Raw genomic sequence first — 25,668 nt, forward strand, 5'->3', positions numbered from 1 at the left:
GCTGGCTTAGCCTTAAAGCTAGCACTGCCTTTTTAATCTCGTGATTATTACTGCAAATATTGTACTGCGAGTTTATCCAGCTCAGTTTGATTCAAAAAGCCCTGAGCTGCTCCGGCCTCTCCTATTTTATAAGAAGCAAACAACATGGCGCGCTGTAAGGCTGAATGAGCATTGTTATCTTTTAAATAATAATGAAGAAAACAAGAAAACAACGCATCTCCCGCGCCAATGGTATTTACGATACTACGCGTATTCATCGCCGGAAAATGACAAACCTCTGCAGATTGTTTGGTATATAACAGCGCACCTTGACTGCCTAAGCCCATTACAATCACTTGGTTTTGATAACGCTCTGCTATCTGCCAAATAACGCTATGGTAGTCGCCTTTTACCTGCTCATCACTGAGAAACACGATGTCGGCTGACGACAAAAATTGCTGATTATAGTCATCATTGATATCAGCCAAAGTATGCACATCTGTAGCGATTAACTTACCTGCCTTTTTAGCTTTGCTTAACATAGGGCGAGAGAAGTTAATATTACACAGCACGACCGCCTTACTTAAGGCTAGCGCCTTATCAAACGCCAATGCAGAATAAACACGCTGCTGAATATCTTTTAAGTCAACATGAATTTGCCGACGCCCTTGCTCGTCATACAAAATGACAGACTGAGGGCTTTGTTGCATAGACACATCAAAATGGGCATCAACTCCCTTTAGCTGGGCAACCGCGTGCCGAATTTGGTCACCGGCCATATCAGCGCCAATTAGAGATAGAAGATCCACTTGATTACCTAATGTGGCCAAGGCTTTGGCCACATTAAAACCAACCCCAGAAACACTGCTTTGAATACCATCAAATGGATAAGTAACGGGATAATAATGCTGTGGAAATCCCTCTATTTTCAGGGTGGTTTCAATATTTACCAAACCAGCCACAAGAATATTAGACATAACAATAATCAGCTAAACGAATAAGGTTTGAGTAAACTATCATAACTCAATGGTGGAACAAGCTTATTTGGCGCCAGCCGCAGGAGATATGCAGCTGCCTTACCCATGATAAATACTTAACCGTACCTGCTCGCCCAAACCTATGATTAGGTTTATCTTTTGTCGTCTTGTTCATGCCCTGCTCTATACTCTATTTCCTCATCCACACTCAATAATTCCAGTGTTTACTGTGTTAAAATGCACTTGCTCGCAAAAAAACTATACTTACAGGCGAAGCAAAATAAATAAAAAATCTAGACCTCTCAATTTTTAAATTTTAGGTAGAGCATCAACAATGAATAATTTTTTTAGAGTGTCACTAGTTGCGTCAACCATTACTGGATTACTCGCTTGTGGCGGAGATGGAGGCTCTGATATTACCCCTCCAAGCACGGCCAAGGTTTCATTTTCAATTGCCGACGCCCCGGTTGATAGCGCACAAGAAGTGAATGTTAGCTACGCCTCCATGACCTTACTGCGCACCGGACAAGATGATATAGAATTGCCGCTCGAAGATGAAAATGGCGACCCACTAAGCATTAACTTATTAGACTACCAAAACGGCGATAGCTTATTGGTACTCAGTGAGGCTGAACTGCCAGTGGGAGAATACAACGAGTTAATCCTAAACACTTATGAATGCCCACAAAACCAAAATGGTAGCAGCGAATTTTGTAATGTGCTTGAAGATTCAAATGCCGTCATTCCACTTAAAACACCCAGTAATAAGCTACGCTTAGGAAGCTTTACCGTTACTACTGAAGGCACTCAAGCCTACACCATCGACTTTAACCTGCGTAAATCATTGGTGAGTACCGCCAATGGACAGAGTTATAATTTAAAACCACATGGCGTCACCATTATTGATAATACAACCATTGGCTCAATTAGCGGCACTGTAGACCCTAACTTGTTTTCTGCTGGCGAGTGTTTAGCAGATCAAGGCAATGTTGTTTATTTATATACCGCGCCAATAGGTGAGTTAGAAATACTCGGTGATGAATTTGATCCTGAGATAGATACTGATGTTTCAGAATTGGTGCGTGCCCCCTATGCGTCAAAAATGGTGAGCTTAGATGACGATTCAAATGACTATCTCTATAGCTTTGCACATTTACCCGCAGGAGAGTATGTCGTGGCATTCAGTTGTAGTGCGCAGAACGATGACCCTGAGCTATATGACGAGATCATCATCGCTGACCCAATAGGGCAAGCGGAAACAATAACCGTAACTGAAGGTCTAGATACAGAATACCATTTTGTAGAAGCGATTTAGCAGCCCTTGGTAACAAAAAAGCCTGCTTCAAAGCAGGCTTTTTAAACACAGCAGTAAAAAAATTTAGTCTTTTTCGCTTAGCACGATTCCGGTTTTGCTGATGGTAATTAGGCCTTCTTTGTAAAGACGACCAATAGCCTTTTTAAAGCTTCCTTTACTCACGCCAAAAATTGCAGAAATAGCCTGAGGAGAACTTTTATCACTTAAGGCTAAATAACCTTGCTCGTCTTTTAGCTTAGCTAAAATAGCATCACCAATATCAATAGATTTTTGCACGCCGATCGGCTCAAGGCTTAAATCCAGCTTTTGGTCTTCACGTACTTTTTGAATATATCCAGTACATGCATATCCAGCACGAACCCGTTTAAATACTTGATCATAATACAACACGCCCCAGTGTTGGTTATTCACCACCACTTTGTAACCTAGCTCGGTGCGCCCTGCCACCAACAAATCAACTTTTTCGCCACGCTGGTAGTTATGATCAGATTTATCAATATAACGATCCAATTTATTGCTGGCTGCAATCCGTTGTTCGTTATCAAGATAAACATACACCACATAATGGCGATCGACTTCCATAGGCTGTTGTTGCTCAGCAAAAGGCAAAAACAGATCTTTATCTAGCCCCCAATCTAGGAAGATACCCACATCGTTAATATCTTTAACTTGCAAGTTAGCGCACTCGCCAACTTGAACTAAGGGCTTTTTGAGGGTGGCAATTAAGTTGCGCTCATTATCTCGATAGACAAAAACTTGCAGCTCATCACCGAGGGACAAGGCCGCTTCAATTTCTCTAGACGGCAACAGCACATCGCCAAATTCGCCACCATCGAGGTAGGCACCTATGTCAGCTATTTCGATAACAGCCAATTGATTAAGGCGTCCAATTTCTAGCATTTTCATTCTCTTTCTGATTCAACAGACTCTCAGCGAGCCAATGTGCAAGTATAACATGCAAAGAGCCATAAACACTTAGCTTTATTAGCTAAGCCGGTTTCAGTGTATTCACAATAGTAGATACCTGTAGGCTCACGTCTGACTCAATTTTAGTGGCTAATTTATAGGCCGACTCCACCTGCGTTTTCACCGTATTCATTTTAGAAGTAAAGCTGCCTACGTGCTCAGTTTGCTCGCGAATATACTTGCTAGCCTGATGAGCAACTTGCGCAGAAGTTTTCGCCTGCTCTCTTACTTGGCTAGTGGTTTCCATTAACTTTGAGGAAATTAACTGCTGGTGCTCACTGGCTTCTTGGATACCGCCAATGTTTGACTCTAAACTATCCGACGATTGTTTGAGTTGGTTAAGGATACCGGTGATTTCTTCAAGTGACGTTTGGGTGCGCATCGATAAGGTTCTTACTTCATCAGCCACTACAGCGAAGCCACGACCATGCTCCCCTGCTCGCGCCGATTCGATAGCAGCGTTCAAGGCCAATAAATTAGTTTGCTCGGCAATGCCGCGAATCACGTTCAAAATAGCACTAACATCGGTCACGGCGGTCACTAGTGTAGCTAAAGATTGGCGCCCTTCAACCACCGCGGTGCGAGTGCGTATGCTGGCACTTATCACTTGCTCTACATCTTGCTGTGATTCATTCATCGCATTTTTAGTGGCGTTGGCGTTGTGTTCAACATCGCTAGACACTTGGTTTAATTGCTCGGTAAGATCGCGTAATTGCTCCATTAGCAATTGCGACTCAGAGACCTGTAAATCGGTTTGTTCTGAATTTCGATAAACTTGCCTAACTTGCTCGGAAACCGAATCAAGCGAACGAGACACGACTGAAAGCTGTTGGTTTTTTAGTTCTTCCAAGCTTTCTTGTTTACTTAACAATTGATTAAAGAAAGTGGCTATTTCGCCAATTTCAGTGTTTTTTCTACGAACATTTAAACGCTCGATACTGCCGTTTTCAACTAACAAGGCAAAACCATTGCGCAGCTCGCGTAGCGGTTTAAGTACGGTACTTTGCATGACCAACTGCATCACTAGCGCAATCAACAAAATTAAACCCGCTACGCTATACAAAGTAAACTCCACACCATCCATTACTCTGTCACGTAAGCGAATAACGCCTTGTTCTGCGAATAATATTTGTTGAGTAAGCTGCTCTATATCGGCAGTCAGTGCACTGCGTAGCTTCATTCGTTTTTCGATAAGCACATTGGTTGATTGCAGCTCTCGAGGATAACGCAAGCTTAAGCTCAGCAACTCACTTTTTAGCTCTTCCGCTAAATCGCTGGCAGCTTCTTGCTCTCCAAGGGCAAACTCATCAACTTCAACACGACGCATTATTCCCAGCAGCGGCAAACCGTTAATCGCTTCTACGTATTGACGTACTTGACTAAACGCATCGTTGTAAGCTGACTGACTCACCTCACTAGGGCTAGAAAAATAACGGCTGCGTTGCATCGACAAACTGACTAAGGCATTCATTAACTCGCTGCCATGTCGAATGTACGCGACCGCATCACTGCCGTTGGCGTTAAGTCCGTAATCTACGGTGCTATCGGCCCACCCCAACATTTCTCGCTCTGCATTTATCAATAAGCCTTGTTCGTTGCCACTAAGTTTACCTAATGCTAAATAACGTTCTTGCAGCGCAGTAAGTAACGCATTAAGTAACATAGAAAGCTCGCTAAGCTGTTGCTGCTCAGCGCGTTGAATCAACTCTAGTAATAAGGTCTCGGCTTCACTTAACTGTAAAGTGTTTCCCGTATTGAGGTAGTTATTTACTTTGCCCACCAGTTGGCTATTGAACTGGGAATTAAGGGATTGGTAGTTTTGTAATTGCTGATTAGACGCAGATATTTTAACTAAAGAAAAATACAAAGCCACAATGAGCACAGCACTTATTGCCAGCAATGAAAATGCTGATAACCTCGAGAATCGTGATACTCGCATAAAAACTCCAATAGCAGATCATTAAATAGGCATCTGCTGTTATCCCTAACGAGAGCCTTATTAGGCTCTAAATTGGGCGAAGATTTTATTAGCGAAACATGACAAGAACATGACAATGACAGTTACACCAAGACGATAAACAGGAATAAAATATATACAAAACAAATATTTATACTTATTTCTTACTTTAGCTTCTGTCAAGGTCTTAAATAAAGCGACTACAATGCGCAGACTATGGGAGAACAGATAAACTACCAACTGCTTTAGAACACTCAACAGCCCTAAATCACAGTATTATCGGCACACATAGTTGTAAGTCGAATAACTCATTTTGATCGAGAAATTGGCACCGTTGATAATGTGCAAAAGCAGGCGTATCCCCCAAGCGGTAACCACTTTTGGGCAACCATTCAACATAAAATTTATGCAAAATAGGCAGTAAATCGCCATACTGACCCGATAACTGAAGCGTTGCATGCATTCCCCCTGGAATGGTTAAGCAACTCACCGGCCCTCTTCGTAAAATAGTCTGTTCAAGCGCAAGGCAAGCAACATAATGACAAAGCGGTGCTGGCACAATATCAGGGTTAGAGTGGTATAAACCTAACAACTTATCTTGGCGCCATTCCACACCTTGACCATCGGCCCATACTTGCAGTTTTTCATAAGCTTGACGAATGCTGCGGTCATACCCCTGATGCCTGACATAGGCAACCGTTTGCGCCTCTAAGCGCTGTATAGATATCTCAGGCAAGCTGAGTTGTTCGGCTTGGCGCATCCGCAGCCTAAGCTCTTCAGTCCAACTCTGCTGATAGTTCGCCCGACTATAATCATCATAGCCACCAGCACGCCATTGTTTTGGAGAGCGACCGAAGAGTTTTTTAAATGCTTGAGAAAAAGACGAAGGCGATTGAAAACCGCATTTAAGGGCAGCATCTTGCACTGTCAGCTGAGGCGAAAAAATTAATAGGTTAGCGCAACGCTCCAGACGGGTTCGCTTAATATAATCATTAACATTTTCACCGGTTACCCACTTAAAGCAGCGATGGAAATGAAACGGAGAATAAGCGGCAATATGAGCAAGCTGTTTGGCATTCATCGGCTCGGCAATGGATTGATGAATATGATACAGCACATCATTGATACGACTTTGTCGATTTACATCGGTATTCAATGACATAACGATCTCTCCAAGCTATTAGCCTCGCAACTCACAAAAAATAGCACAAATGGACAAGTATTTGCACATTAATACTAACGCTTAATGCCCCTCAGTTCTGTAATCATAAGGCCTTACCGACACCTGATACCAACAACAAAGAGCAATATATGCTACAGCCAAGTAAACGGGTACAACAGACCAAAGAGTCTTACATTCGCAATATACTAAAAGTGATTCAACAACCGGGTATGCTGTCGTTAGCAGGCGGTCTACCAGATGCGAGTCGCTTCCCGCTAGCAATGTTAGAACAAGCAGCCATTGAGCTTGCTAAGCAACCGAGTATCTACCAATACGGTGCGACAGAGGGATTAACAGAACTACGCGAGTGGCTGCTTAACCACCAAGCACTCGCTGAAGACGTCATTGTCACCAGTGGTTCACAACAAGCCTTAGATTTAATCGCTCGTTGCTATTTAAACCCTGGGGACCGAGTGCTATGTGAAACGCCCAGCTATTTAGGCGCGTTACAAATTTTCGACTTGGCTGAAGCGCAAACACTGGCGGTGCGCAGTGAGCAAGATGGTCCAGATGTAGACGATTTAGAAAAAGTATTGGCATCGACACCCATTAAGCTATTTTACGCAGTACCTGATTTTCAAAACCCCAGCGGCCGCAGCTGGAGTTTAAGCAAACGCAAAGCGGTGGCAGAGCTGTTAGCCAAATATAAAGTGGCTTTTGTCGAAGATGCTCCTTATCGCGAGTTACGCTTTGAAGGAGAATCCCTACCTACCGTTACTGAGCTGTGCGCAGGCGAAGCCTTCTTCCTTGGTTCATTCTCAAAAATTGCGACTCCTAGCCTGCGAGTGGGTTATGTGATGGCGTCAAAAGACTTATTAGGCCCCTTGAAAAAAGTAAAACAAGCCAGCGATTTACACTCGGCTTTACCCATGCAAAAAATGTTGCTGTCGACCGTTAGCCACCCAGACTTTACGCGGCACCTTGAACAACTAACCGCTCACTATTGTTTACGACGCGATGCCTTAGTAGCCGCTTTAGACAAACATTTAGCCCACTACCTAGACTTCGAAATACCGCAAGGAGGCATGTTTATTTGGTGTCGCTTAAAACACCACCAAGCTTATCAAATTGCAGCCGCCGCACTCGAACAAAAGGTAGCAGTAGTGCCCGGTGATGAGTTTTGGCCCGCCAAGCTAAAAGTAGATTACCAAGCTATTCGGTTAAATTTTACCTCGCTAGAGCCCAAGCAATTAGAGCAAGCAGTGATTGGTTTGGCTAAGGTGATGCAACAAATAAACACCTAACATCAAGCGCAATATTTTTGGTCTGTCGCTGAAGATTTATAATTGTTTGCTGGGATGAGCATTATCTCAGCACCTAAAATAGTCAGTTCAGCTGATGGGCTCAGCGTTGCGATGCCATGTACCTAGCCAGCTTATTTGCGAACGCACCAAACACTCTATTTTGGACGCTTTGCAAAGCGACACCTCGCAAAACAACGCGGCCAAACAGCCGCCTACTCATGTTATGGCGAATCTTGATCATCAAGGTGAACATCAATATAACGCGCCTTTTTCTTCTCTTTAAGTTGCTGTAGATCGACTAATACCAAACCATCAATACATTGATTAAACTCGGGGTCGACATTGAAGTCGATAAACTGCACACCACCTACAAGGCACAACTCGGTGTATTGCTTATACAAAGTAGGGACCGCTGTTCCCATGGTAGCCAAGGCGCTTTTCAGTTGGGCAAAATCCGTTTTATAGTCCTCACCGGTAAACCTCATATTGATACTGCATGTATTCTGTTTAGCCAATTGATAAGGCTGACGAGAGCAGGCAAAACGCTTGGTGGCGGGAAAGTAAGTTTGATAGAAATGAATCAGTAAGTCTCGTCCCGCTTCAGGCATAGCAGCACTGATGCTCACCGGACCAAACAAATAACGATATTGTGGGTTACGCGCTAAAAAAGCGCCGATACCTAACCACAAGTAATCGAGGCTTCGTTTACCCCAGTATTTAGGCTGAACAAAGCTACGACCTAACTCAATGCCCGATTGTAAAAAATCACAGCTATCAATATCGTATTCAAATAATGACTGGCTATAAAGCGCATCAATACCATGCTCTTCGATTAAACGTTTTGTATCAGTAAATCGATAGGCACCGGCAATTTCTAAGTGTTCGGTGTCCCACAAGATCAAGTGGATATAATTAGCATCAAATTTGTCGGTATCAGTGCGTCTACCGGTACCTTCTCCTACCGCTCGAAAAGACAACTCTCGTAACCGGCCTAATTCCGATAGGAGCACTGGTTGAGAGTTACCATAGCACAGGCAAATCTGTTTACCGTCAGGTGTTTCACCAATATGTTCTAATTGCTTTATGGCTTTTTTAAGCGCTAGGCGTTGTTCAGGATGTGCGATAGCGGCTTCTGTTTGAAATAGTCCCTTCTTGTTATTGCCAATTCTATAGAGGTGCTTTTTTAACAACTGAGCTTGAGTTGAGCGTTCTAAACCACTTAGGCCAAAGCTTTTCACGGGTATTTGCTCGCCAACCACCATAGAAAATACCTTATCCCGATGAAAAAATAGCTCCTTAACTAACAATAAGGTAGACAAGGGCCGATAAACAAAGGAACAGAAATAAAACAACTTGCTGTTTTTGGCTTTTACACAAATAGGTAACAAAGGTGTATTCGCTTTAATTGCAATACTCACAAAACCTTTAGACCACTTGCCGTCTTGAATTTTATGGCCTTTCAAGCGCGATACTTCACCAGCCGGAAATATAATCACCGCCCCTTCATTATCTAGCTGATCTTTAATTGCCATCAGCTGTTTGCGCTGACTATTGCCGCGCATGTTATCAACGGGCAATAGCAAATCCTCTAAAGGCTTAATGGCAGAGAGCACTTCATTGGCGACAATTTTAACGTCTTTGCGAACCTGACTAACCAAGTGCAGCAACGCTAAACCGTCAACAGATCCAATAGGATGATTAGCAATAATCACTACCCGCCCTTCACTAGGGATCCGCTCTCGTTCATTTTGACTGACCCGATAACTAATGTTCAATTCAGCAAATACTTGGTCAATAAATGCCACGCCTTTCAAATGCGGATGTTGCTCCCCAAACGCCTGAAATTCGTCTTCAAATAAAACTTTGCTGAAAAACCATTTAACTATTGAATAACGTCGCGGATGCTGAGATAAACTGGGGTAATGTTGATTAAGTACCTGCTGCGCTGAAATCATTGTGCTCTCCCTATATTCGCCGTTAGGCTAGAAGTAGAACATGACAAAGTGGCAACAGTTTTATGGCAAAAGCATGACAATGCTTCATTAAAGAGTGCAGCTACGCGCTAGACCCACAAAGAAAAATGATAGGGACTATTAATGAAAATAGGCAGTAAAAAACCTCAGGTAGTATTGTATTTAAACGGTGACAAGCCGACGCTACCGAATGACTATCAGCATTTAAGAGGGGCTGAATTAAGCCAAGCAATATTACTTAGCAATAATAATAATTGGCGAAAAATCCTCACTCTATTCGCTAAATTAACAGCCCCAGATGATGACTGGAGAAGCTACCTGCATAGGCACTTATTAGCGGAACAACAGATTAGTTTTAACCAAGAATTACTAGCGACAGCCAGTAAACACATCATCGCAGGAAAGAGTAATTGGCAACGATTTGGCGCATACTTCCAAGAAGACAGTGCAATACATCAAAGAAAAAGGATTTATTTTTCAAATAACCGACTTTTTACGCCTTACCTAGATTACCGACAATTTCCAAATAATTTAGTCGCTGATTGCCGGCAGTTACTGTACCCACACTGAACCAATAAAGCCTAGCCAACTGAAATATATAAACTTAATTAGCCCGCATTTAAAAGACCAAATTAAGCTTGCCGCTAATTGATAAATCCAACAAAAACAAAACCATAGCCGAAATTGCGTCTATTAGCTAGCTGTTAGGTTTGACAGTTTAAATAATAAGCAAGCTGGATTGTACTCATAGCATCATCACTTTAAGGGATAGATGCTCATGGACTTTATTAACGGCGTTGCAGACCAACTTACCAGCTCAACATTTCAGCACCTAAATCACTACCGTCATAAAGTGTTTGTGGAGATGCTAGGCTGGGAATTAGACACCCCTAACGGTATCGAGCAAGATCAATTTGACCGCGACGACACAGTTTACGTGATAGGTAAAAATACCCAAAACAACATTAGTGGTTGCGCACGATTACTCCCCACTACCCAACCCTATTTACTCGAAGAAGTATTTCCGGAGTTATTAAATGGCTTAGCATGCCCAAAACGAACAGACATTTGGGAATTGTCGCGATTTGCCGCCGTCGATTTCGACAACCCCAATCAAGCACCTACTCAAATGATGTCAAGTGAAGCGCTGGCATTGTTAACGGCCTCGATAGAATGCGCCAAACGACACGGTGCCAAACGCTTAATTTCGGTATCGCCATTGGGGATAGAACGAATGCTGCGTAATGCTGGCTTTCGTTACCATCGTGCAGGCCCGCCTAAAGTAGTAAACGGTTATGCCTTATTTGCCTGTTACATTGATATAACTTAATCCATGCTCATTGGCGACTTGCGGTAGCGACTCTTTATCGCTTCCGCTGTAGTTGCCTGCCAAACCATATCACCAATGGCTTGAAGCAATAACTCATCGTTACAGCGCGGGCTAACATCAAAACCATCTTCTTGCAGCTGGATGTTACTACGTGGAAAACCTTTTACTTGGCATTGCATCTGGCCATTCTTCCATTGCCAGTGCCAATCCCAACCAAGAGTGATAGCACACACATTTTCATATAGCCATTCGGTATAGCCACTAAAAATAGCCTGTTCACTATTAAATTCTTCCGCACTGATGTTATCTAAGCCAGAAATAATATGGCTAAACGCGAGCACATTGAGCTGCTCAATCGATAATCTAACCAAACCATCACTACTAGGCACAACCTGATAGCGCGATGATTTGATTGTATTCTGTACACTTGCCTGTGTTTTCATAGTCTTTTTGTTTTATTTATTTGAACTCTCCCTCATCAAATCATTTTGGTGTTTAAGCTTCAATTGTCAACATTAACAGTTGCGCTATACTAGATAACAACTACAAACATGATTATGCGCAATTTTTGCATATTTAGGAAAAGATAACTCGCTGATGGAAGCTTGGTTGGAAGAACAGTTCTGCTTACTTGATACTAAAGGTTCTAGCGACGCCTTTTTTCTCGAACTATCCAAAATAACTAATGCATTAGGTTTCGATTTCTGTGCTTATGGCTTACGCGTTCCCTACCCCTTATCTGCCCCACGAACGGAGATGCTTAATAATTACCCCACTATTTGGCAACATACCTATCAAGAAAAAAACTATTTAGAGGTCGACCCCACTGTACATCATGGTATGACGTCACAGCTGCCGATAGTTTGGAGCGACCAAGTGTTCGCTCATACTCCTGAATTGATGGAAGATGCTCGTGCGTTTGGTTTAGAATACGGTTGGGCTCAATCTTCTAGGCAAGCTAACGGGACCGTAGGTATGCTGACACTGGCGCGTTCCTCTGAAATGCTCACGCCCGCGGAACTAGTCCGCTATCGATATCAATTATTGTGGTTAACTCAAGTGGCTCATCATGGACTAGCCTCGAGAATTACCGCTGAAAAACTAGAGATACCTGAATTAAGTGTTCGTGAATTAGAGATGCTGAAATGGACCGCCGACGGTAAAACAGCCGAAGAAATTGCAACAATATTGGGCATTGCCGCCCGCACGGTGAACTTTCATATTAGTCAAGCCATGCGCAAGTTAGACGTAGTCAACAAAACAGCAGCTACAGTTAAGGCTGCGTTAATGGGTCTAATTTAGCCCAACATAGCGAATTAAATCTGCTAAATATCAACACCTCCCTGCGTCACTAGCACTATACTATGCCGCAATTACCATTGTTTTTTAATGCACAAAAATGACTCTAGATCTGGATTTTCACGCCACCCTTTACCAGTTTGGTTTAATCGCCGTTTTTGTGTTTGCGTTAACCGGAGCCCTCGCCGCCGCTAAACGCGAACTAGATATACTGGCTTTTGTATTTGTCGGCATCGTAACCGGTATTGGTGGCGGAACCATTCGAGATTTGTTGTTACGCACTGAGCAAATTTTTTGGATCGCCGACCCTAGCTATCTTAGCGTCTGTATTGTGGCCTCCGTCATGACCTATTTCTTTGCCCATTGGGTGATTAAAATTGACCGGATATTATTATGGATGGATGCCGCCGGTATCGCTTTATTTGCAGTATTGGGCACCAGTAAAGCCTTAAGCTATGAGGTGGCGCCTTTAGTGGCAATTTTAATGGGGGTGATTAGTTCTACTTTAGGTTCGGCGATCCGCGACCAAATGTTACAAACCAAGCTGGTCATTTTTGAACCTGAAATATATGTCACCGCTTGCCTACTGGGTAGCGTAAGTTATGTGACACTCGCTTATCTGGGGCTTAGTGAAATACATAATATTCTACTGTCTAGCGGGGCCGCTTTCTTGCTGAGAATATTGGCGATAGAATTAGATCTTAGATTCCCCGGCTTCACCCTAACTAAACTGCAAAACCGGGAAATTCGTAAACAAAACAACAAGCCTTAAATATGCTCACCAATCGCATTTACATGAAATACGTGCTCAACCCCAGCGATGGCATCTAGCAAACTCTGAGTGGCCGGCGTTGCTATATCCATAAGGGTATAAGCAACATCGTTACGGCTTTTGTTAAGCATGTCGATAACATTAATATCCATGTCTGAAAGCAAGGCAAGTACATTGCTTAAAACTTTAGGTACATTCTCATTGGCGAATGCGAGCCTAAAGCCCTCTGTTCGACTCAGCTTGATATTAGGGAAGTTCACTGAATTGTGAATATTGCCGTTTTCAAGAAAATCTATCAGCTGCCTTGCGGCCATCACGGCACAGTTTTGTTCAGCCTCATTAGTACTGGCACCTAAATGCGGCAACATCAACACCTTTGGATGATTGAGTAGCGCTAAACTAGGGAAGTCAGTCACGTATTGCGCCAGCTGTTGTTGCGATAAAGCGGTCAGTATGGCGTCTTCATCTACAATCGTTCCGCGAGCAAAGTTCAGTAATACCGCACCTTGCTTAATGGCAGTTAAATTCTCACTATTGATCAAACCTTGGGTATGCTTATTAGCAGGTACATGCAAGGTCACGTAGTCGCTAAGCGCTAATAAGTCTTTTAACTCATCAGCACATTCAACCTCAGAAGATAAACGCCAAGCAGCTTGGACACTGAGGGCGGGGTCAAATCCCACCACTTTCATACCCAAAGCTAACGCGGCATGAGCCACTTCGGCACCAATCGCCCCTAGCCCTATTACCCCTAAAGTTTTGCCTGTTAGCTCAGAGCCAACAAAGCGTTTCTTTTCACCTTCAACCATCAATTGCAACGCTTTGGCATCAAGCTCTGGCGATAACTCACCAATAAAGCTAAGCCCTGAGGCGATATTTCTAGCGCTGAGTAGCATTCCACCTAATACTAGCTCTTTTACTGCATTGGCATTTGCGCCAGGTGTATTAAACACAACGATACCCTGCTCGGTGCAGCGTTGAATTGGAATATTGTTAACCCCAGCACCACAACGTGCTAAGGCTTTTACTTCAGTGGGGAAGTCATAATCATGTAAGTTGGCACTGCGCAACATAATCGCATCAGGCGCAGTTTGCCCTTCGGCAACTTTATAGTGTTCAGCAAAACACGCTAAACCTTGTTGGTGAATATTGTTAATGGTCCGAATATTCGGCATACAGTTTCTCCCTAAACAACAAACTCGATGTTTTCGTGACAAACTGCAGCACGAAAATGATTCACTCATTAATTCAAATTTATAAACACACCTGACGATAAGCCCACGCAAGCCATGGCATAAATCGGCTTAAATCTTCTTGTTCAACGGTTGCCCCGCACCAAATGCGCAAACCAGCAGGCGCGTCTCTATAGGCGCCAATATCAAAAGCGACCTGCTCTTGGTCAAGCAAGGCAATAATGGCTTTTACCTGTTCGACGCTGGCATCCAACGTGAGGCAAACACTGGTATTTGATAAGGTGTCAGACTGTTGAGCTAAAAAGCTAATCCACGAGTTATCATCGACAAACTGCTTTATGACTTCGAGGTTTTGTTGAGACTTGCTGATGCTTGCCGAGACTCCTCCCAACGATTCAACCCATTGGAGGGCGTCAACATAGTCCGCCACACATAACATCGACGGCGTGTTAATCGTTTCGCCTTTGAATATACCTTCAATGAGTTTCCCTCCTTGGGTTAATCTAAATACTTTAGGCATTGGCCAACTTGGCTGATAACTCTCTAATCGTTGCACTGCACGAGGGCTAAGAATGATCACACCGTGAGCGCCTTCTCCGCCTAAGGCTTTTTGCCAGCTATAAGTAACAACATCCAGTTTCTCCCATGGTAAAGCCATGGCAAATACTGCAGAGGTAGCATCACAAATGGTTAAGCCGCTGCGCTGCGGATCAATCCAATCGCCATTGGGAACAGCCACACCTGATGTGGTGCCGTTCCAAGTGAAAATACAGTCATTTTCAGGCTTAGCTTGAGTCATATCAGGTAACAAACCGTAATCACTACTGTAGTGATTAACCTGTTCCAACTTAAGCTGCTTAGTCACATCGGTAAACCAGCCCTTGCCAAACGACTCCCAAGAAAAAATATCTACCGCTTTTGGCCCTAATAGTGACCACATCACCATTTCCATTGCCCCGGTATCTGAGCCTGGCACAATACCAACTCGATAACCTTCGGGGAGATCGAGTAGTTTATGTGTTAACTCAATGGCTTCAGCTAATTGCGCCTTTCCAATTTTACTGCGGTGTGAACGTCCCAAAGCCTCAATATTAAGTTGGCTAAGTTGATAACCCGGTCTTTTAGCACAAGGCCCGGAAGAAAAATTTGGGCAATTGGGTTTTAACTGCGGTTTCATTGACTATCCTTGTAGGTGAGTGCCATTAGGCAAATTAGAAACTAAGTTGAAGGCAGTATAAGCCAGAGTCCCTGCCTATAAAATGACCTAGCACCAACTTTACACTTCAGAAAAAACTTCAATATTATCAACGTAAAATAAACAAAGACTGAGACATAAACATCACAAAAAACAGCTAAAACCGTGCTTATAACTGGAAATAAGCCAAACCACCTCATTTCAAACTAAAGCGATGACCGGGTACTTTCGCCTGTAGCTAAAGCGCGTTAATATTAGGTGATATAAACAGACCATAGCTGTGAGTTTACCCTGTCTTCTTTTCGTTATTGTCCCCAATGCGCCCAAGCTAGCTTAAAGCAAGTCGATATTAAACAATGGGCCTGCCAACAATGTAAATTTAGCTATTTTCATAATATGGCTTCAACCGCCGGTGCCTTAGTCATTTGCGACCAACAATTGCTACTGGTTGAACGAGCTATTAAGCCAAGAAAAGGATGCTGGGATCTACCAGGCGGCTTTATTGAGTATGGTGAGAGCTTAGAGCAAGGTTTACACAGAGAGTTACATGAAGAGTTAGGTTTGACCCTCGATAACCAACAGATCCGCTACTTCGGCTCCTATGCAAATCAATATCGCTATAACGATGTGCTTTACCATACTTGTGATTGCTTCTTTATCTGCACGCTAAACCGTAAACCGTTATTGCAGGCCCAAGATGACGTGGCTGCTTACCAGTGGCATTCTTTAAAAAACCTTCCTTTTGAGACAATCGCATTTACTTCAGTAAATCAAGCGCTTAAAGACCTCGTCAAATTACCCCGCTAAATAGTTTACAAATCATTCACATTAAATTGATTTAGATCGTCACCTTTTAACCATAACTTTACTATGGTTAATTTGCTCAAAAAGCAAACAACAAGAACTTCTAGCAGGAAGCAACCGAGGGTACAAATATGGATCATCATCCCCGTCGTTCGAGTCGTATTATTACCGCCATCCTCACTATGGCAGCAGCCTTGTGTTTGGTGTTGTCATTTAGCAGTAATGCCGAACCTAAAGCTTTGGTGTTAAAACCCTTTAAACAACTTAGCCAAGAAAGCGCTGAGTGTGCAGGCTGCCATAAAGACAAAAACCCGTCTATTTACGCCCAATGGGGACGTTCTAAACACTACGGAGCCAACGTAGGTTGTTACGAATGCCACCAAGCCAATCCCGAAGACAAAGACGCAATCACCCACGAAGGCCACACGATTGCGGTGATAGTCTCCCCTAAAGATTGCTCTAGTTGCCACACCCAAGAAGTTGATGAGTTTGCTAAAAGCCACCATGCTAAAGCGGCCCAAATCATCGGTTCTTTAGACAACTTTCTTGCAGAAGTCGTAGAAGGCGCCCTTACCTTTAATGGTCAATCACCTGCTGCAGTAAATGGCTGTTGGCAGTGTCATGGTTCAGAAGTAAAAGTATTAGAAAATGGAGATTTGGACCCAACCACTTGGCCTAATACCGGTATTGGTAGGATCAACCCAGATGGATCGTTAGGCGCATGTACCGCGTGTCACCAACGCCACGAGTTCTCCATGGAACAAGCTCGCCGACCAGAAGCTTGTGGTAAGTGTCACTTAGGCCCAGACCATCCACAAAAAGAAATCTATGAAGAGTCAAAACACGGCATTAACTTCTACGCTAATGTGAACCGTATGAACTTAGACTCCGCTAAATGGATTGTTGGTGAAGATTATGATGCGGCCCCTACTTGTGCCACGTGCCATATGTCGGCCACTCGCGAACTTCCCGTTAGTCACGATGTAGGCGACCGGATATCTTGGACATTACGCCCGGCAATTTCTGAAAAAATTGATGCAAAAGCGAAAGCCCAAGGCAAAGAAGTGAAATCTTGGGAAGCTCGTCGCGCCGATATGATGAACGTATGTGAATCTTGTCATACTAAATCAATGATCGATAACTTCTATCAGCAGTTCGACTCTTTAGTTAACTTATACAATGAGAAGTTTGCTCGTCCAGGTAAAGACCTAATGGATGTGTTGAAGAGTGAGAAAATGCTGACCGAAACCGCCTTCGATGAAGAGATAGAATGGACTTGGTTCTACTTATGGCACCATGAAGGTCGTCGTGCTCGCCACGGTGCAGCGATGCAAGCGCCAGACTACGTGCAGTGGCATGGTATGTTCGAAGTCGCAGAGCGCTTCTATATTGAATTAGTGCCTCAGTTCTTAGAAGTAGTAGAAAAAGCTGAACACGCAGGCAATACCGAAGGTGCTGAAAAAGCCCGTGCAATATTGGCAGAAATACTCGAGCGACCAGAACATGCTTGGTTTAGCGGCAATGAGCCAGAAGAGGTGAAGAAAGCCCGCAAAGAAGCGCAAGCCTCCTTTAAAGCTCGCTACTTAAGCGAAAGCAAATAGCCACTAGGGGGAGCATCGATGCTCCCACCTTTTTTAAGAGGATGCTGATATGACAAATAAACAGCAGGCAACTCGGTGGCAACGGCTTTGGGCTTGGCTTAAAAAGCCGCTCATCATTGGGATCCCGATTGGCGTGTTTATTCTGGTGCTGGGTTTAGCTACGGTGCAAGGTAGCTTAGTGCTATCGAGTACCAACGAGTTTTGTTTTAGCTGCCACCTAAAAATGGATACCATTGTTCAAGAGTACAAGGCGTCAAGCCACTATGGAGACGGAAGTAATATTGCCGCCACCTGTGCAGACTGCCATGTCCCCCACCCGTACTTTGAAATGTTAAAAGTAAAAATTGCGGCTACGGCAGATATTTACTACATGATGCTTGGCACCATCACTAAAGAAAATTTTGAACAACACCGTCCGGCTTTGGCTGAAACCGTTTGGCACGACATGCAAGCCAATGATTCGGCTAATTGCCGTTATTGCCATCAGGGAGATAATTTCGATTTAACTAAGCAACCACAACGAGCCCGCCTAAACCATCAACAGATCGCGGAACGCGGGGAAACATGTATAGATTGCCATCAAGGTCTCACTCATAAGCGCATTGTAATAGAGTGAATTTACCCGCCATTGCGCTCGGATAATGCCTTCTCAGCGACGTGCTAAGAAGGCATTTTTTTAACTTGCCGCTTTACTCATCCGACCACACATGTTAAATAAATGTAAACCCTCTTCTAAGACCATTATGAATCATTATTTCCGGCTATTAAGCATGTTTATCCGCCATTGGTTTGGCAGCAAAACTCATCAAGATCCCACCGATGACTTCCTTATTACACTGCGAGCGTTGCCTCTAGACTGCGATGCCAATATGCACCTCACCAACTCCCGCTACTTTAGTTTTGGTGATTTAGGACGGATCGACATGATGTTAAAAACCAAGCTTGGCGCAGTAGCGTTTGAAAAACGCTGGTTAGGCGTAGTTAATGCGCAATCAGTAACGTATATACGACCTATCAAGCCGATGAGCAAAATTGAGTTACACAGTAAATTACTGGGTTGGGATGAAAAGTATTGGTATTTTGAGCATCGCTTTATCGGTCACGGTACGCTGTATGCCAGTATTTTAGTGCGAGGAGTATTTATCAAAAACAAAAAACCAGTCGCTATGACAAATCTACTTTCACTCGTTGATTACCATAAACCCTCTCCAGAACTGCCGATGCGAGTGATTCATTGGAAGCAGTTACTATCGACTAAAAAAGAAGAGTCTGCCCCCATATAGGTACGCTGTTTTTACCGCGGTACAAACGCATAATGAAAAGTTAAGCTTAGCTGCCATGCTTGCGAGTAAGCTTAACTTATCAACTCACTATGAGCCCATTATTATTTATTAGATGCCCTTTAAGTATACTGCAAATAGTCAGCACCAGTTATCCAAGCTCAGCTGTCGCTAAAGGCGTCACTTTAGCGACCAGTCAATCCACACCTACCTTCATAATAAAAAGTTCTGTATCGGGTATTCAACTAGATATTATTCAGCAAGCAATTGAAAATTATAGTTATAAAATCAATGAACTTATAAACTCAAAGTGTCGTGTAGAGAGAATGATAATACTAAGTGCTGTTGATGCCATCGTTAGTTCGCCTAATAATGGTGAGCACGCTTACTTATCTGAGCCGGTTATTTTTTATCAAAACATCGCCATCAGCGTTAATAATAGACAATTAGCAATAGACAACATCAGCGCTCTCAGTCAATTTAAGCTTATGGGATGTCAAAATACCAAAACGTTTCTTGGCAATGTGCAGGCTAAAGTCGCAGCCTAGAATGATGCTGATACTGAGGTAGCAAACCAACTTGCACCGCTAATGCGATTAAACCGGAGCCAGCTTGATGTCATCATTACGGGCAAGCGTACATTTCATTATCTAAACCAAACGGCATGGCCTCAAGGCACGATAAGGCCTCAAGTGACATTTCATGACGTACTTCCACCTTCGCCTCGAGTCTTAGGGTTTCACCATAAGACGCTAAGAGATCAATTTAATGTGGGGTTAATGCAATTTAACGCTGAACAAGCCCACCTTTTCGAATAGTATTTATAGCCGAGCCAAATAAGTATTATGAAAGAACAAATATAACAATGGGTCCTCTGGTGTTTTCCCAAGATTACAATGAATTACACAAGCACAAAACCTACAATTGATATAATAGTTATTTTAATGTTAATTAATTTATATTTATTACAACTCCAAAAATAATTAATTAAGTGGTAGAACCACACTGCGCCATAATTTTAAAAACAAGCCAAAGATCACCATTTGATAAAAAATACTTTTTTTTGATAAAATTATCGACTTAAATAAAGCAAAACTGTAATGAGTAGCTAATAATCTAAGCCTGAAAACGTTATCATGAAAACTCTATTTTCGCCTATGAGGAAGTATTCGAAATGTCAGAAAACCGCTATTCCCATGTTTCTAGTAACAGATTAGTGAGACGTACAGTTGGGCTAGTGCTAGCCGGTGGCAAAGGCACTCGCCTTAAAGAACTCACTAACAAAGTGGCTAAACCCGCCGTATCTTTTGGTGGTAAATACCGAATCATTGATTTTACTTTATCAAACTGTATCAATTCTGGGGTGCGTAACATTGGGGTGCTAACCCAATACATGGCCCATGACTTAATTATGCACCTTCAGTCAGGCTGGCAAATTCTTAATCCTGCCCTCAATGAACGAGTATCAATCATTCCTGCACAACAGCGTACTGGCGAAAACTGGTACCGAGGCACTGCCGATGCTGTTTACCAAAACCTAGACATCATTAACAACGACAGCACTGACCGAGTGCTAATTCTCGGGGGTGACCATATCTACAAGATGGATTACTCACGGATGATCAACTTCCATGCAGAAAACGACGCAGATGTTACCGTTGCCTGTATCCGCAAACCGCTTTCTCAAGCTTCATCATTTGGGGTAATGGGTTTAGACCCTGAAGGAAAAATAGTAGATTTTGAAGAAAAACCGGAGCATCCAAAATCTGACCCTAACAACCCAGAGCTAGCCTTAGTCTCTATGGGCATCTATATTTTCAACATCGATATTCTTGATAAAGTGTTGCGCGAAGGTCTATTACAACCGGGCTACTCACATGACTTTGGTCACAATGTTATCCCTAGTATGTTAAAAGACCGCAAAGTTTACGGCTATGTATTTGCGGATCAAGGTCACCCTGGCCGCAATGCCTACTGGCGCGATGTAGGTGACATTGACGAGTACTTCGCGGCAAACATGGATTTGGTAGACCCTAATCCCGAGTTGGATTTATACGACCGAGAATGGCCGATCATTACCGATCAAAAACAACGTCCCGGGGCCAAATTTGTTTTTAATGACGATGACCGCCGCGGCTATGCTACAGATTCCGTATTATCTGCTGGCGCAGTAGTATCTGGAGCCCGAGTCAACCGCTCACTGCTATCGCTGGACGTTAGAATTGAAGACCATTCAGAATTAGATGAAGTAATAGCCCTTAACGGCGCAGTGGTTGGCAAAAACTGTAAGATAAAACGCGCCATTATCGCTGAAGATTGTGTTGTGCCCGATGGTACTATAATTGGATTCGATGAAGAGGAAGATCGTCGTCGCTTTACCGTCTCAAAAGGTGGCGTCACGTTAATTTCTTGTGAGATGTTTGACTAAATGATTAACGCTAGCAAGCACTCTGCTTGCTAGCTCTCACTTTCTAAAGACCTTTCAATCAACAAATAGCGTGTCATCTTTCACCTTGCAGTCCACCAACAGCACCACGTCTTTACTTATGTAGGTACTGAAGGTTTTACACATTTCTTTACTACTTGAATCACGATAGATTTTCGACAAAATTAGCTGTTGTGGTTTCACTGAATCTAACGCAATTAGCGCATGGAAATATGGTCGAAAACTCCAATTTGCACCCACAAATTGGTTATCTTCAATAATGCCTTGCTCGGTCACATCAAAATTTGGCGATACTTGGGTGCCGTCTATTTTACAAAGGAAATATCTCAAGATACCGACATTGACCAATTGTGCAGCTAAACTGGCCACCGATTGAACATTTTGAATTAAATGTTTTAAGGCCAACACGCTCGTTTTTACGTTAACATTGTGTTTTACCGTCTCTAGGGTTCGATGACTTTTACGTTGCAAATAACTAGCAAGCAACTGCTTTACCTTAGCTTGGCTATCTTGAGCAGGTAAAAAACGTTCCTCGGCTTTATGAAATAACCAGCCCTGCATATATCTCGCGCCACACTCTACCCCAAAATGAAACTCTTGCTCTGTTTCTACGCCCTCGCAAATCAGTTCGCAGCCCACCCGCTGCACCAACTCTGCAACAGATAACACCACATCTGCCGGTAAGCCTCCTTTGGTAGCATTTTTAAATAAACGCATGTCCAATTTAATAATATCAGGCTCTAAAGCAATAATTCTGTCCAGTTGCGAAGCGCCCGCACCAAAGTCATCAATCGCCACTTTCAAGCCAGCCTGATGATAGGCTTTAACCACGCGCTGTAGGTTATCAATATTACCGCTCGCCTCAGTAATTTCTATCACCACCTTGGCGGGATCAATACCAATTTCGTCAATCATGGCTATGGTTGGAGTGCATATTTTGCTGCTCAACATATCCACCCAATCAGGCACAATATTGAGCGTGAGAAAGCCATCCTGCTCAGCCGCGGCAAACTGCTCCAAGGCTTGTTTACGAACAACACGGTCAATGTTGCGTCGCTCACTGAGCGAATAACGATGGTTAGAAAACAGCTCGCCAGCACTCACTACCTTGCTATGTTGCTGATGGGTTCTTGCTAGCGCTTCATAACCCGCTATTTGCCCTGAAGGCAAAAAAACGATGGGCTGAAAATGCGGAAAGTAATTGAGTGGCTCTAAAGTTGGTTGATTAGCGAGATTAATTGCCGACTCAATACTAACAACTTTATGATGTTGTTTATCAAAACCCATTATGTTCACTGCAGTTAATCAACGAAAGGTGAATAATAAGCACAAAGCGCGCCAAGCATTGAGTAATTAACTACTCAATGCTAACCGTTTTAATCATGCGCTTAATTTCAGGAACACATGACCCACAATTTGTGCCCGCTTTACAGTGGCGGCCTACTTGCTCTGCGCTGTCGCAGTCATGCTCAGCAATCACCTCGCTGATGGTTTGTTGACGAACCTGATGGCAAGAACATACGATCTTACCCAAATCGGGAGCTGGGCTCGTTCCCGCCAATACACCTCGACGAATATTGTCCGACATAGGCTGCTGCAACAGAGACTCTAACCAAGAGCTAGAATCCAGCTGACCTTTTGCTGCTGCCGTAAAGCTAGAAAACAACTCCCCTTCCACCACTAGCGCAGAACGATAATGCTGCTTAACCTGATCGGCAAAATCCAAACTTTGTAACTTGGCTTGCGATAACAAGAATGCTTTTAATTTACTGGCCAACATTGCTGGTTCAGACGTGTCGGCAATGCGGTACAAATAGCCGTCACCCAAACCTTGTTTCACCCAATAATCAACCGGTAACGCTTGGCATTGTTGAGTGGATAAGGCGTTAGCCGTCAGCAATACCGCTTCGCTGGCATATTCCCAAGCGCTGATTTTTACCGGGGTATACTTGCTCTCGGGTTGCCCGGAGATAGGGTCTACTGAACTAGCCACAAGGTTACTTACCAGTCCATCACTGGAGTACTGCGTATTCCAGTGAATAGGCATAAATAGGTAACCCACTTTTTGCCCCTCACTAATACTTAAGCGAACTTTTAGCTCGCCTACTTGGCTATTTACAGTTACCACCTCACCATCACATAGCCCTTGATTGGCCGCGTCTTGTGGATGGATCTCTAATAAGGGTTCTGAAGTATGGCTACTTAACTGCGGCGCCAAGCCGGTTCGAGTCATTGTATGCCATTGGTCGCGCACACGGCCGGTATTCAGTACTAAGGGAAAGGCTTGGCTAGGCGGCTGTAACGATTGATTTGTAACGGCAATCAGCTGGGCTTTACCAGAAGCAGTAGAAAAACGCCCCTCACTAAATAAGCTTTTGTTATCAGTGTTCGTCTCCAAAGCAATTGGCCAGCGCTGCGGGCTCAATTGATCAAAACCTTGCTGGTCTTTACCACTTAAACCGCTAATGTTAAAAAGGCGCTCCCCGGTGTCACTGAGTAAGCCCGATAACGCAGCATGCTCACTAAATATGTCAGCAGAACTTTGATAATCAAATGCGCTGGCGAAACCCATGTTTTTTGCCACTTGGCTCAGCAGATACCAATCAGGCTTGGTATCACCTTCGGCACTTACAAACGCTCGCTGGCGCGAGATCATCCGTTCAGAGTTAGTTACCGTACCATCGCGCTCTCCCCAAGCTGCTGCGGGTAACAATACGTCGGCGTAACGCGTTGTATCGGTTTCAGCAATACAATCTGACACAACCACCAAGGGACATGCCAATAATGCTTCTCTCACTTTGGCAGATTCGGGCAAACTTACCGCTGGGTTAGTCCCCATGATCCACACCGCTTTTATCTCACCACTGCCAATTTTTTCAAATAGCTCCACCGCCTTATACCCTGGCTTTTGGCTTAGCTGCTCGGTTTGCCAAAACTGTGACAATGCCGCTAAATGCTCCGGAACATAGTCTAGATGCCCTGCCAACAAATTAGACAAGGCACCCACTTCACGCCCTCCCATAGCGTTAGGCTGACCGGTAATAGAAAATGCGCTAGCGCCTAACCTGCCGATCTTTCCAGTAGCTAAGTGATTGTTAATAATCGCATTTACCTTGTCTACACCTTGGCTACTTTGGTTTACCCCTTGGCTAAATACAGTGACACAACGCTGATTATCGGCAAATAATTGGAAGAACCGTATTAAGGCTTCTGGCTCTAAACCACAGGTTTGGGCTAACGCGGGCAAATCACCCGCGTCTTCAACCGCGCTCTGCAGCGCCGCTTCAAGGCCTTCAGTTGAATGTTTGATATAGTCAGTATTTAGCTTGCCATGCTCACTTAAGTAGGCAAGTAAACCATTAAACAAAGCTACGTCAGTGCCACCGTTCAGAGGCAAATGTAAATCGGCGATGTCGCAACTGTCGGTGCGGCGAGGGTCAATCACCACGACTTTTAAATGAGGGTTTGCCACCTTGGCGCGCTTTAAGCGTTGGTAAACAATCGGGTGACACCAAGCTAAATTGGAGCCTACAAGGGTGACTAGCTCAGCATGTTCTAGATCGTCGTAACTCCCCGGAACAACATCTTCACCAAAGGCGCGCTTATGCCCAGCCACCGCTGAAGACATACATAAGCGTGAATTAGAATCGATATTTGAGCTGCCGATAAAGCCTTTGATCAGCTTATTAGCGACATAATAGTCTTCGGTTAACAGTTGGCCTGACACATAGAAAGCCACCGACTCAGGACCGTGTTCGGCAATGATGTGGCTTAATCTTGCAGCAACAAAGCTCAAGGCTTTGTTTAAAGGCTCTTTGTGGCCCTTAATATAAGCGTGTTGGAGGCGCCCTTCTTTAATCACTGTTTCACCTAACGCGGAGCCTTTTGAGCACAACAAGCCGCTATTGGCAGGATGCGCTGCATCGCCTCTTACGGTCACTTTTCCATCACTGGCTACTTTAGCTTCTACGCCACAGCCGGTACCACAATAGGGGCAGGTGGTTTTGATCCATTGCTGAGATTGTTGTTGAGACACGCTATATACTCCTCACCGAATTTCTAGGCGAGTCGATCTATTTCGCCCGCATTTATAGTGAGTACATAGCAAGAGACGA

The 25,668-nt window shown here is 43.8% G+C and carries 22 protein-coding genes; 12 read left to right on the top strand and 10 right to left on the bottom strand.

The features are described 5' to 3' along the window. Positions 1-47: 47 nt before the first annotated feature. Positions 48-956 carry a carbohydrate kinase family protein gene (locus M0C34_RS15270; RefSeq protein ID WP_248712541.1) on the bottom strand — a complete coding sequence of 303 codons (909 nt, stop codon included), beginning with the start codon at positions 954-956 and terminating at the stop codon, positions 48-50. Positions 957-1,290: 334 nt separating this feature from the next. On the opposite strand from M0C34_RS15270, the gene M0C34_RS15275 reads away from it, so the two are divergent. After that, positions 1,291-2,271 carry a DUF4382 domain-containing protein gene (locus M0C34_RS15275; protein WP_248712542.1) on the top strand — a complete coding sequence of 327 codons (981 nt, stop codon included), beginning with the start codon at positions 1,291-1,293 and terminating at the stop codon, positions 2,269-2,271. 63 nt (positions 2,272-2,334) lie between these two features. On the opposite strand, the gene M0C34_RS15280 is transcribed toward M0C34_RS15275, so the two are convergent. From M0C34_RS15280 to M0C34_RS15290, 3 genes are all read right to left on the bottom strand, one after another. Continuing rightward, positions 2,335-3,171, bottom strand: a complete 837-nt coding sequence (locus M0C34_RS15280) for a CvfB family protein (protein WP_248712543.1) — start codon at positions 3,169-3,171, stop codon at positions 2,335-2,337. An 88-nt stretch (positions 3,172-3,259) separates the two neighbouring features. Continuing rightward, the gene (locus tag M0C34_RS15285; RefSeq protein WP_248712544.1) at positions 3,260-5,176 is read right to left on the bottom strand and encodes a methyl-accepting chemotaxis protein; all 1,917 of its coding nucleotides are present in this window, start codon (positions 5,174-5,176) and stop codon (positions 3,260-3,262) included. Positions 5,177-5,462: 286 nt separating this feature from the next. Beyond that, entirely contained in the window at positions 5,463-6,356 is an 894-nt protein-coding gene (locus M0C34_RS15290) for an AraC family transcriptional regulator (protein ID WP_248712545.1), read from the bottom strand. 149 nt (positions 6,357-6,505) lie between these two features. Here M0C34_RS15290 and M0C34_RS15295 point away from each other — a divergent pair, with 149 nt between their 5' ends. Continuing rightward, positions 6,506-7,660, top strand: coding sequence for an aminotransferase-like domain-containing protein (locus tag M0C34_RS15295; RefSeq protein ID WP_248712546.1), 1,155 nt, complete (start codon positions 6,506-6,508; stop codon positions 7,658-7,660). Between the two features lie 221 nt (positions 7,661-7,881). On the opposite strand, the gene olsF is transcribed toward M0C34_RS15295, so the two are convergent. After that, a complete protein-coding gene (gene olsF / locus M0C34_RS15300) occupies positions 7,882-9,615 on the bottom strand; it encodes a bifunctional ornithine lipid synthase OlsF (protein WP_248712547.1) in 1,734 nt (577 codons plus the stop codon). A gap of 141 nt (positions 9,616-9,756) precedes the next feature. Between olsF and M0C34_RS15305 the strand changes: the two genes are divergently transcribed. After that, a complete protein-coding gene (locus M0C34_RS15305) occupies positions 9,757-10,203 on the top strand; it encodes a DUF6942 family protein (RefSeq protein ID WP_248712548.1) in 447 nt (148 codons plus the stop codon). Between the two features lie 208 nt (positions 10,204-10,411). After that, positions 10,412-10,963: an acyl-homoserine-lactone synthase gene (locus M0C34_RS15310; RefSeq protein ID WP_248712549.1), complete on the top strand. Its 552-nt coding sequence runs from the start codon at positions 10,412-10,414 to the stop codon at positions 10,961-10,963. On the opposite strand, the gene M0C34_RS15315 is transcribed toward M0C34_RS15310, so the two are convergent. Next, positions 10,960-11,406 carry a DUF4902 domain-containing protein gene (locus M0C34_RS15315; protein ID WP_248712550.1) on the bottom strand — a complete coding sequence of 149 codons (447 nt, stop codon included), beginning with the start codon at positions 11,404-11,406 and terminating at the stop codon, positions 10,960-10,962. The genes M0C34_RS15310 and M0C34_RS15315 overlap by 4 nt on opposite strands. Before the next feature lie 154 nt (positions 11,407-11,560). On the opposite strand from M0C34_RS15315, the gene M0C34_RS15320 reads away from it, so the two are divergent. Next, positions 11,561-12,265, top strand: a complete 705-nt coding sequence (locus tag M0C34_RS15320; protein ID WP_248712551.1) for an autoinducer binding domain-containing protein — start codon at positions 11,561-11,563, stop codon at positions 12,263-12,265. Positions 12,266-12,362: 97 nt separating this feature from the next. Then, complete coding sequence (locus tag M0C34_RS15325; protein WP_248712552.1) at positions 12,363-13,034, top strand: trimeric intracellular cation channel family protein; 672 nt, start codon at positions 12,363-12,365, stop codon at positions 13,032-13,034. Here the strand turns inward: M0C34_RS15325 and M0C34_RS15330 are convergent. Both M0C34_RS15330 and M0C34_RS15335 read right to left on the bottom strand, forming a co-directional pair. Then, complete coding sequence (locus M0C34_RS15330) at positions 13,031-14,209, bottom strand: 3-phosphoglycerate dehydrogenase family protein (protein WP_248712553.1); 1,179 nt, start codon at positions 14,207-14,209, stop codon at positions 13,031-13,033. The two genes, M0C34_RS15325 and M0C34_RS15330, sit on opposite strands and share 4 nt — an antisense overlap. A 79-nt stretch (positions 14,210-14,288) precedes the next feature. Further along, entirely contained in the window at positions 14,289-15,404 is a 1,116-nt protein-coding gene (locus M0C34_RS15335) for a phosphoserine transaminase (RefSeq protein ID WP_248712554.1), read from the bottom strand. Between the two features lie 414 nt (positions 15,405-15,818). Between M0C34_RS15335 and M0C34_RS15340 the strand changes: the two genes are divergently transcribed. The 6 genes from M0C34_RS15340 to glgC all read left to right on the top strand — a co-directional run bounded on the left by M0C34_RS15340 (position 15,819) and on the right by glgC (position 21,535). Beyond that, positions 15,819-16,229, top strand: coding sequence for an NUDIX hydrolase (locus tag M0C34_RS15340; protein WP_248712555.1), 411 nt, complete (start codon positions 15,819-15,821; stop codon positions 16,227-16,229). Between the two features lie 128 nt (positions 16,230-16,357). Continuing rightward, the gene (locus tag M0C34_RS15345; RefSeq protein WP_248712556.1) at positions 16,358-17,827 is read left to right on the top strand and encodes a multiheme c-type cytochrome; all 1,470 of its coding nucleotides are present in this window, start codon (positions 16,358-16,360) and stop codon (positions 17,825-17,827) included. A 49-nt stretch (positions 17,828-17,876) separates the two neighbouring features. After that, the gene (locus M0C34_RS15350; protein WP_248712557.1) at positions 17,877-18,443 is read left to right on the top strand and encodes a NapC/NirT family cytochrome c; all 567 of its coding nucleotides are present in this window, start codon (positions 17,877-17,879) and stop codon (positions 18,441-18,443) included. 127 nt (positions 18,444-18,570) lie between these two features. Then, the gene (locus tag M0C34_RS15355) at positions 18,571-19,110 is read left to right on the top strand and encodes an acyl-CoA thioesterase (RefSeq protein WP_248712558.1); all 540 of its coding nucleotides are present in this window, start codon (positions 18,571-18,573) and stop codon (positions 19,108-19,110) included. A gap of 89 nt (positions 19,111-19,199) precedes the next feature. Beyond that, positions 19,200-19,655 carry a hypothetical protein gene (locus tag M0C34_RS15360; RefSeq protein ID WP_248712559.1) on the top strand — a complete coding sequence of 152 codons (456 nt, stop codon included), beginning with the start codon at positions 19,200-19,202 and terminating at the stop codon, positions 19,653-19,655. 626 nt (positions 19,656-20,281) lie between these two features. After that, positions 20,282-21,535, top strand: a complete 1,254-nt coding sequence (gene glgC / locus M0C34_RS15365; protein ID WP_256469281.1) for a glucose-1-phosphate adenylyltransferase — start codon at positions 20,282-20,284, stop codon at positions 21,533-21,535. A 54-nt stretch (positions 21,536-21,589) separates the two neighbouring features. Here glgC and M0C34_RS15370 read toward each other — a convergent pair whose 3' ends face one another. Beyond that, positions 21,590-22,840: an EAL domain-containing protein gene (locus M0C34_RS15370; protein ID WP_248712561.1), complete on the bottom strand. Its 1,251-nt coding sequence runs from the start codon at positions 22,838-22,840 to the stop codon at positions 21,590-21,592. A 70-nt stretch (positions 22,841-22,910) separates the two neighbouring features. Beyond that, on the bottom strand, positions 22,911-25,589 hold the full coding sequence (locus tag M0C34_RS15375) for a nitrate reductase (RefSeq protein ID WP_248712562.1): 2,679 nt from the start codon (positions 25,587-25,589) through the stop codon (positions 22,911-22,913). Positions 25,590-25,668 lie beyond the last annotated feature (79 nt).

The organism is Agarivorans sp. TSD2052 (assembly GCF_023238625.1).
Classification (GTDB): domain Bacteria; phylum Pseudomonadota; class Gammaproteobacteria; order Enterobacterales; family Celerinatantimonadaceae; genus Agarivorans.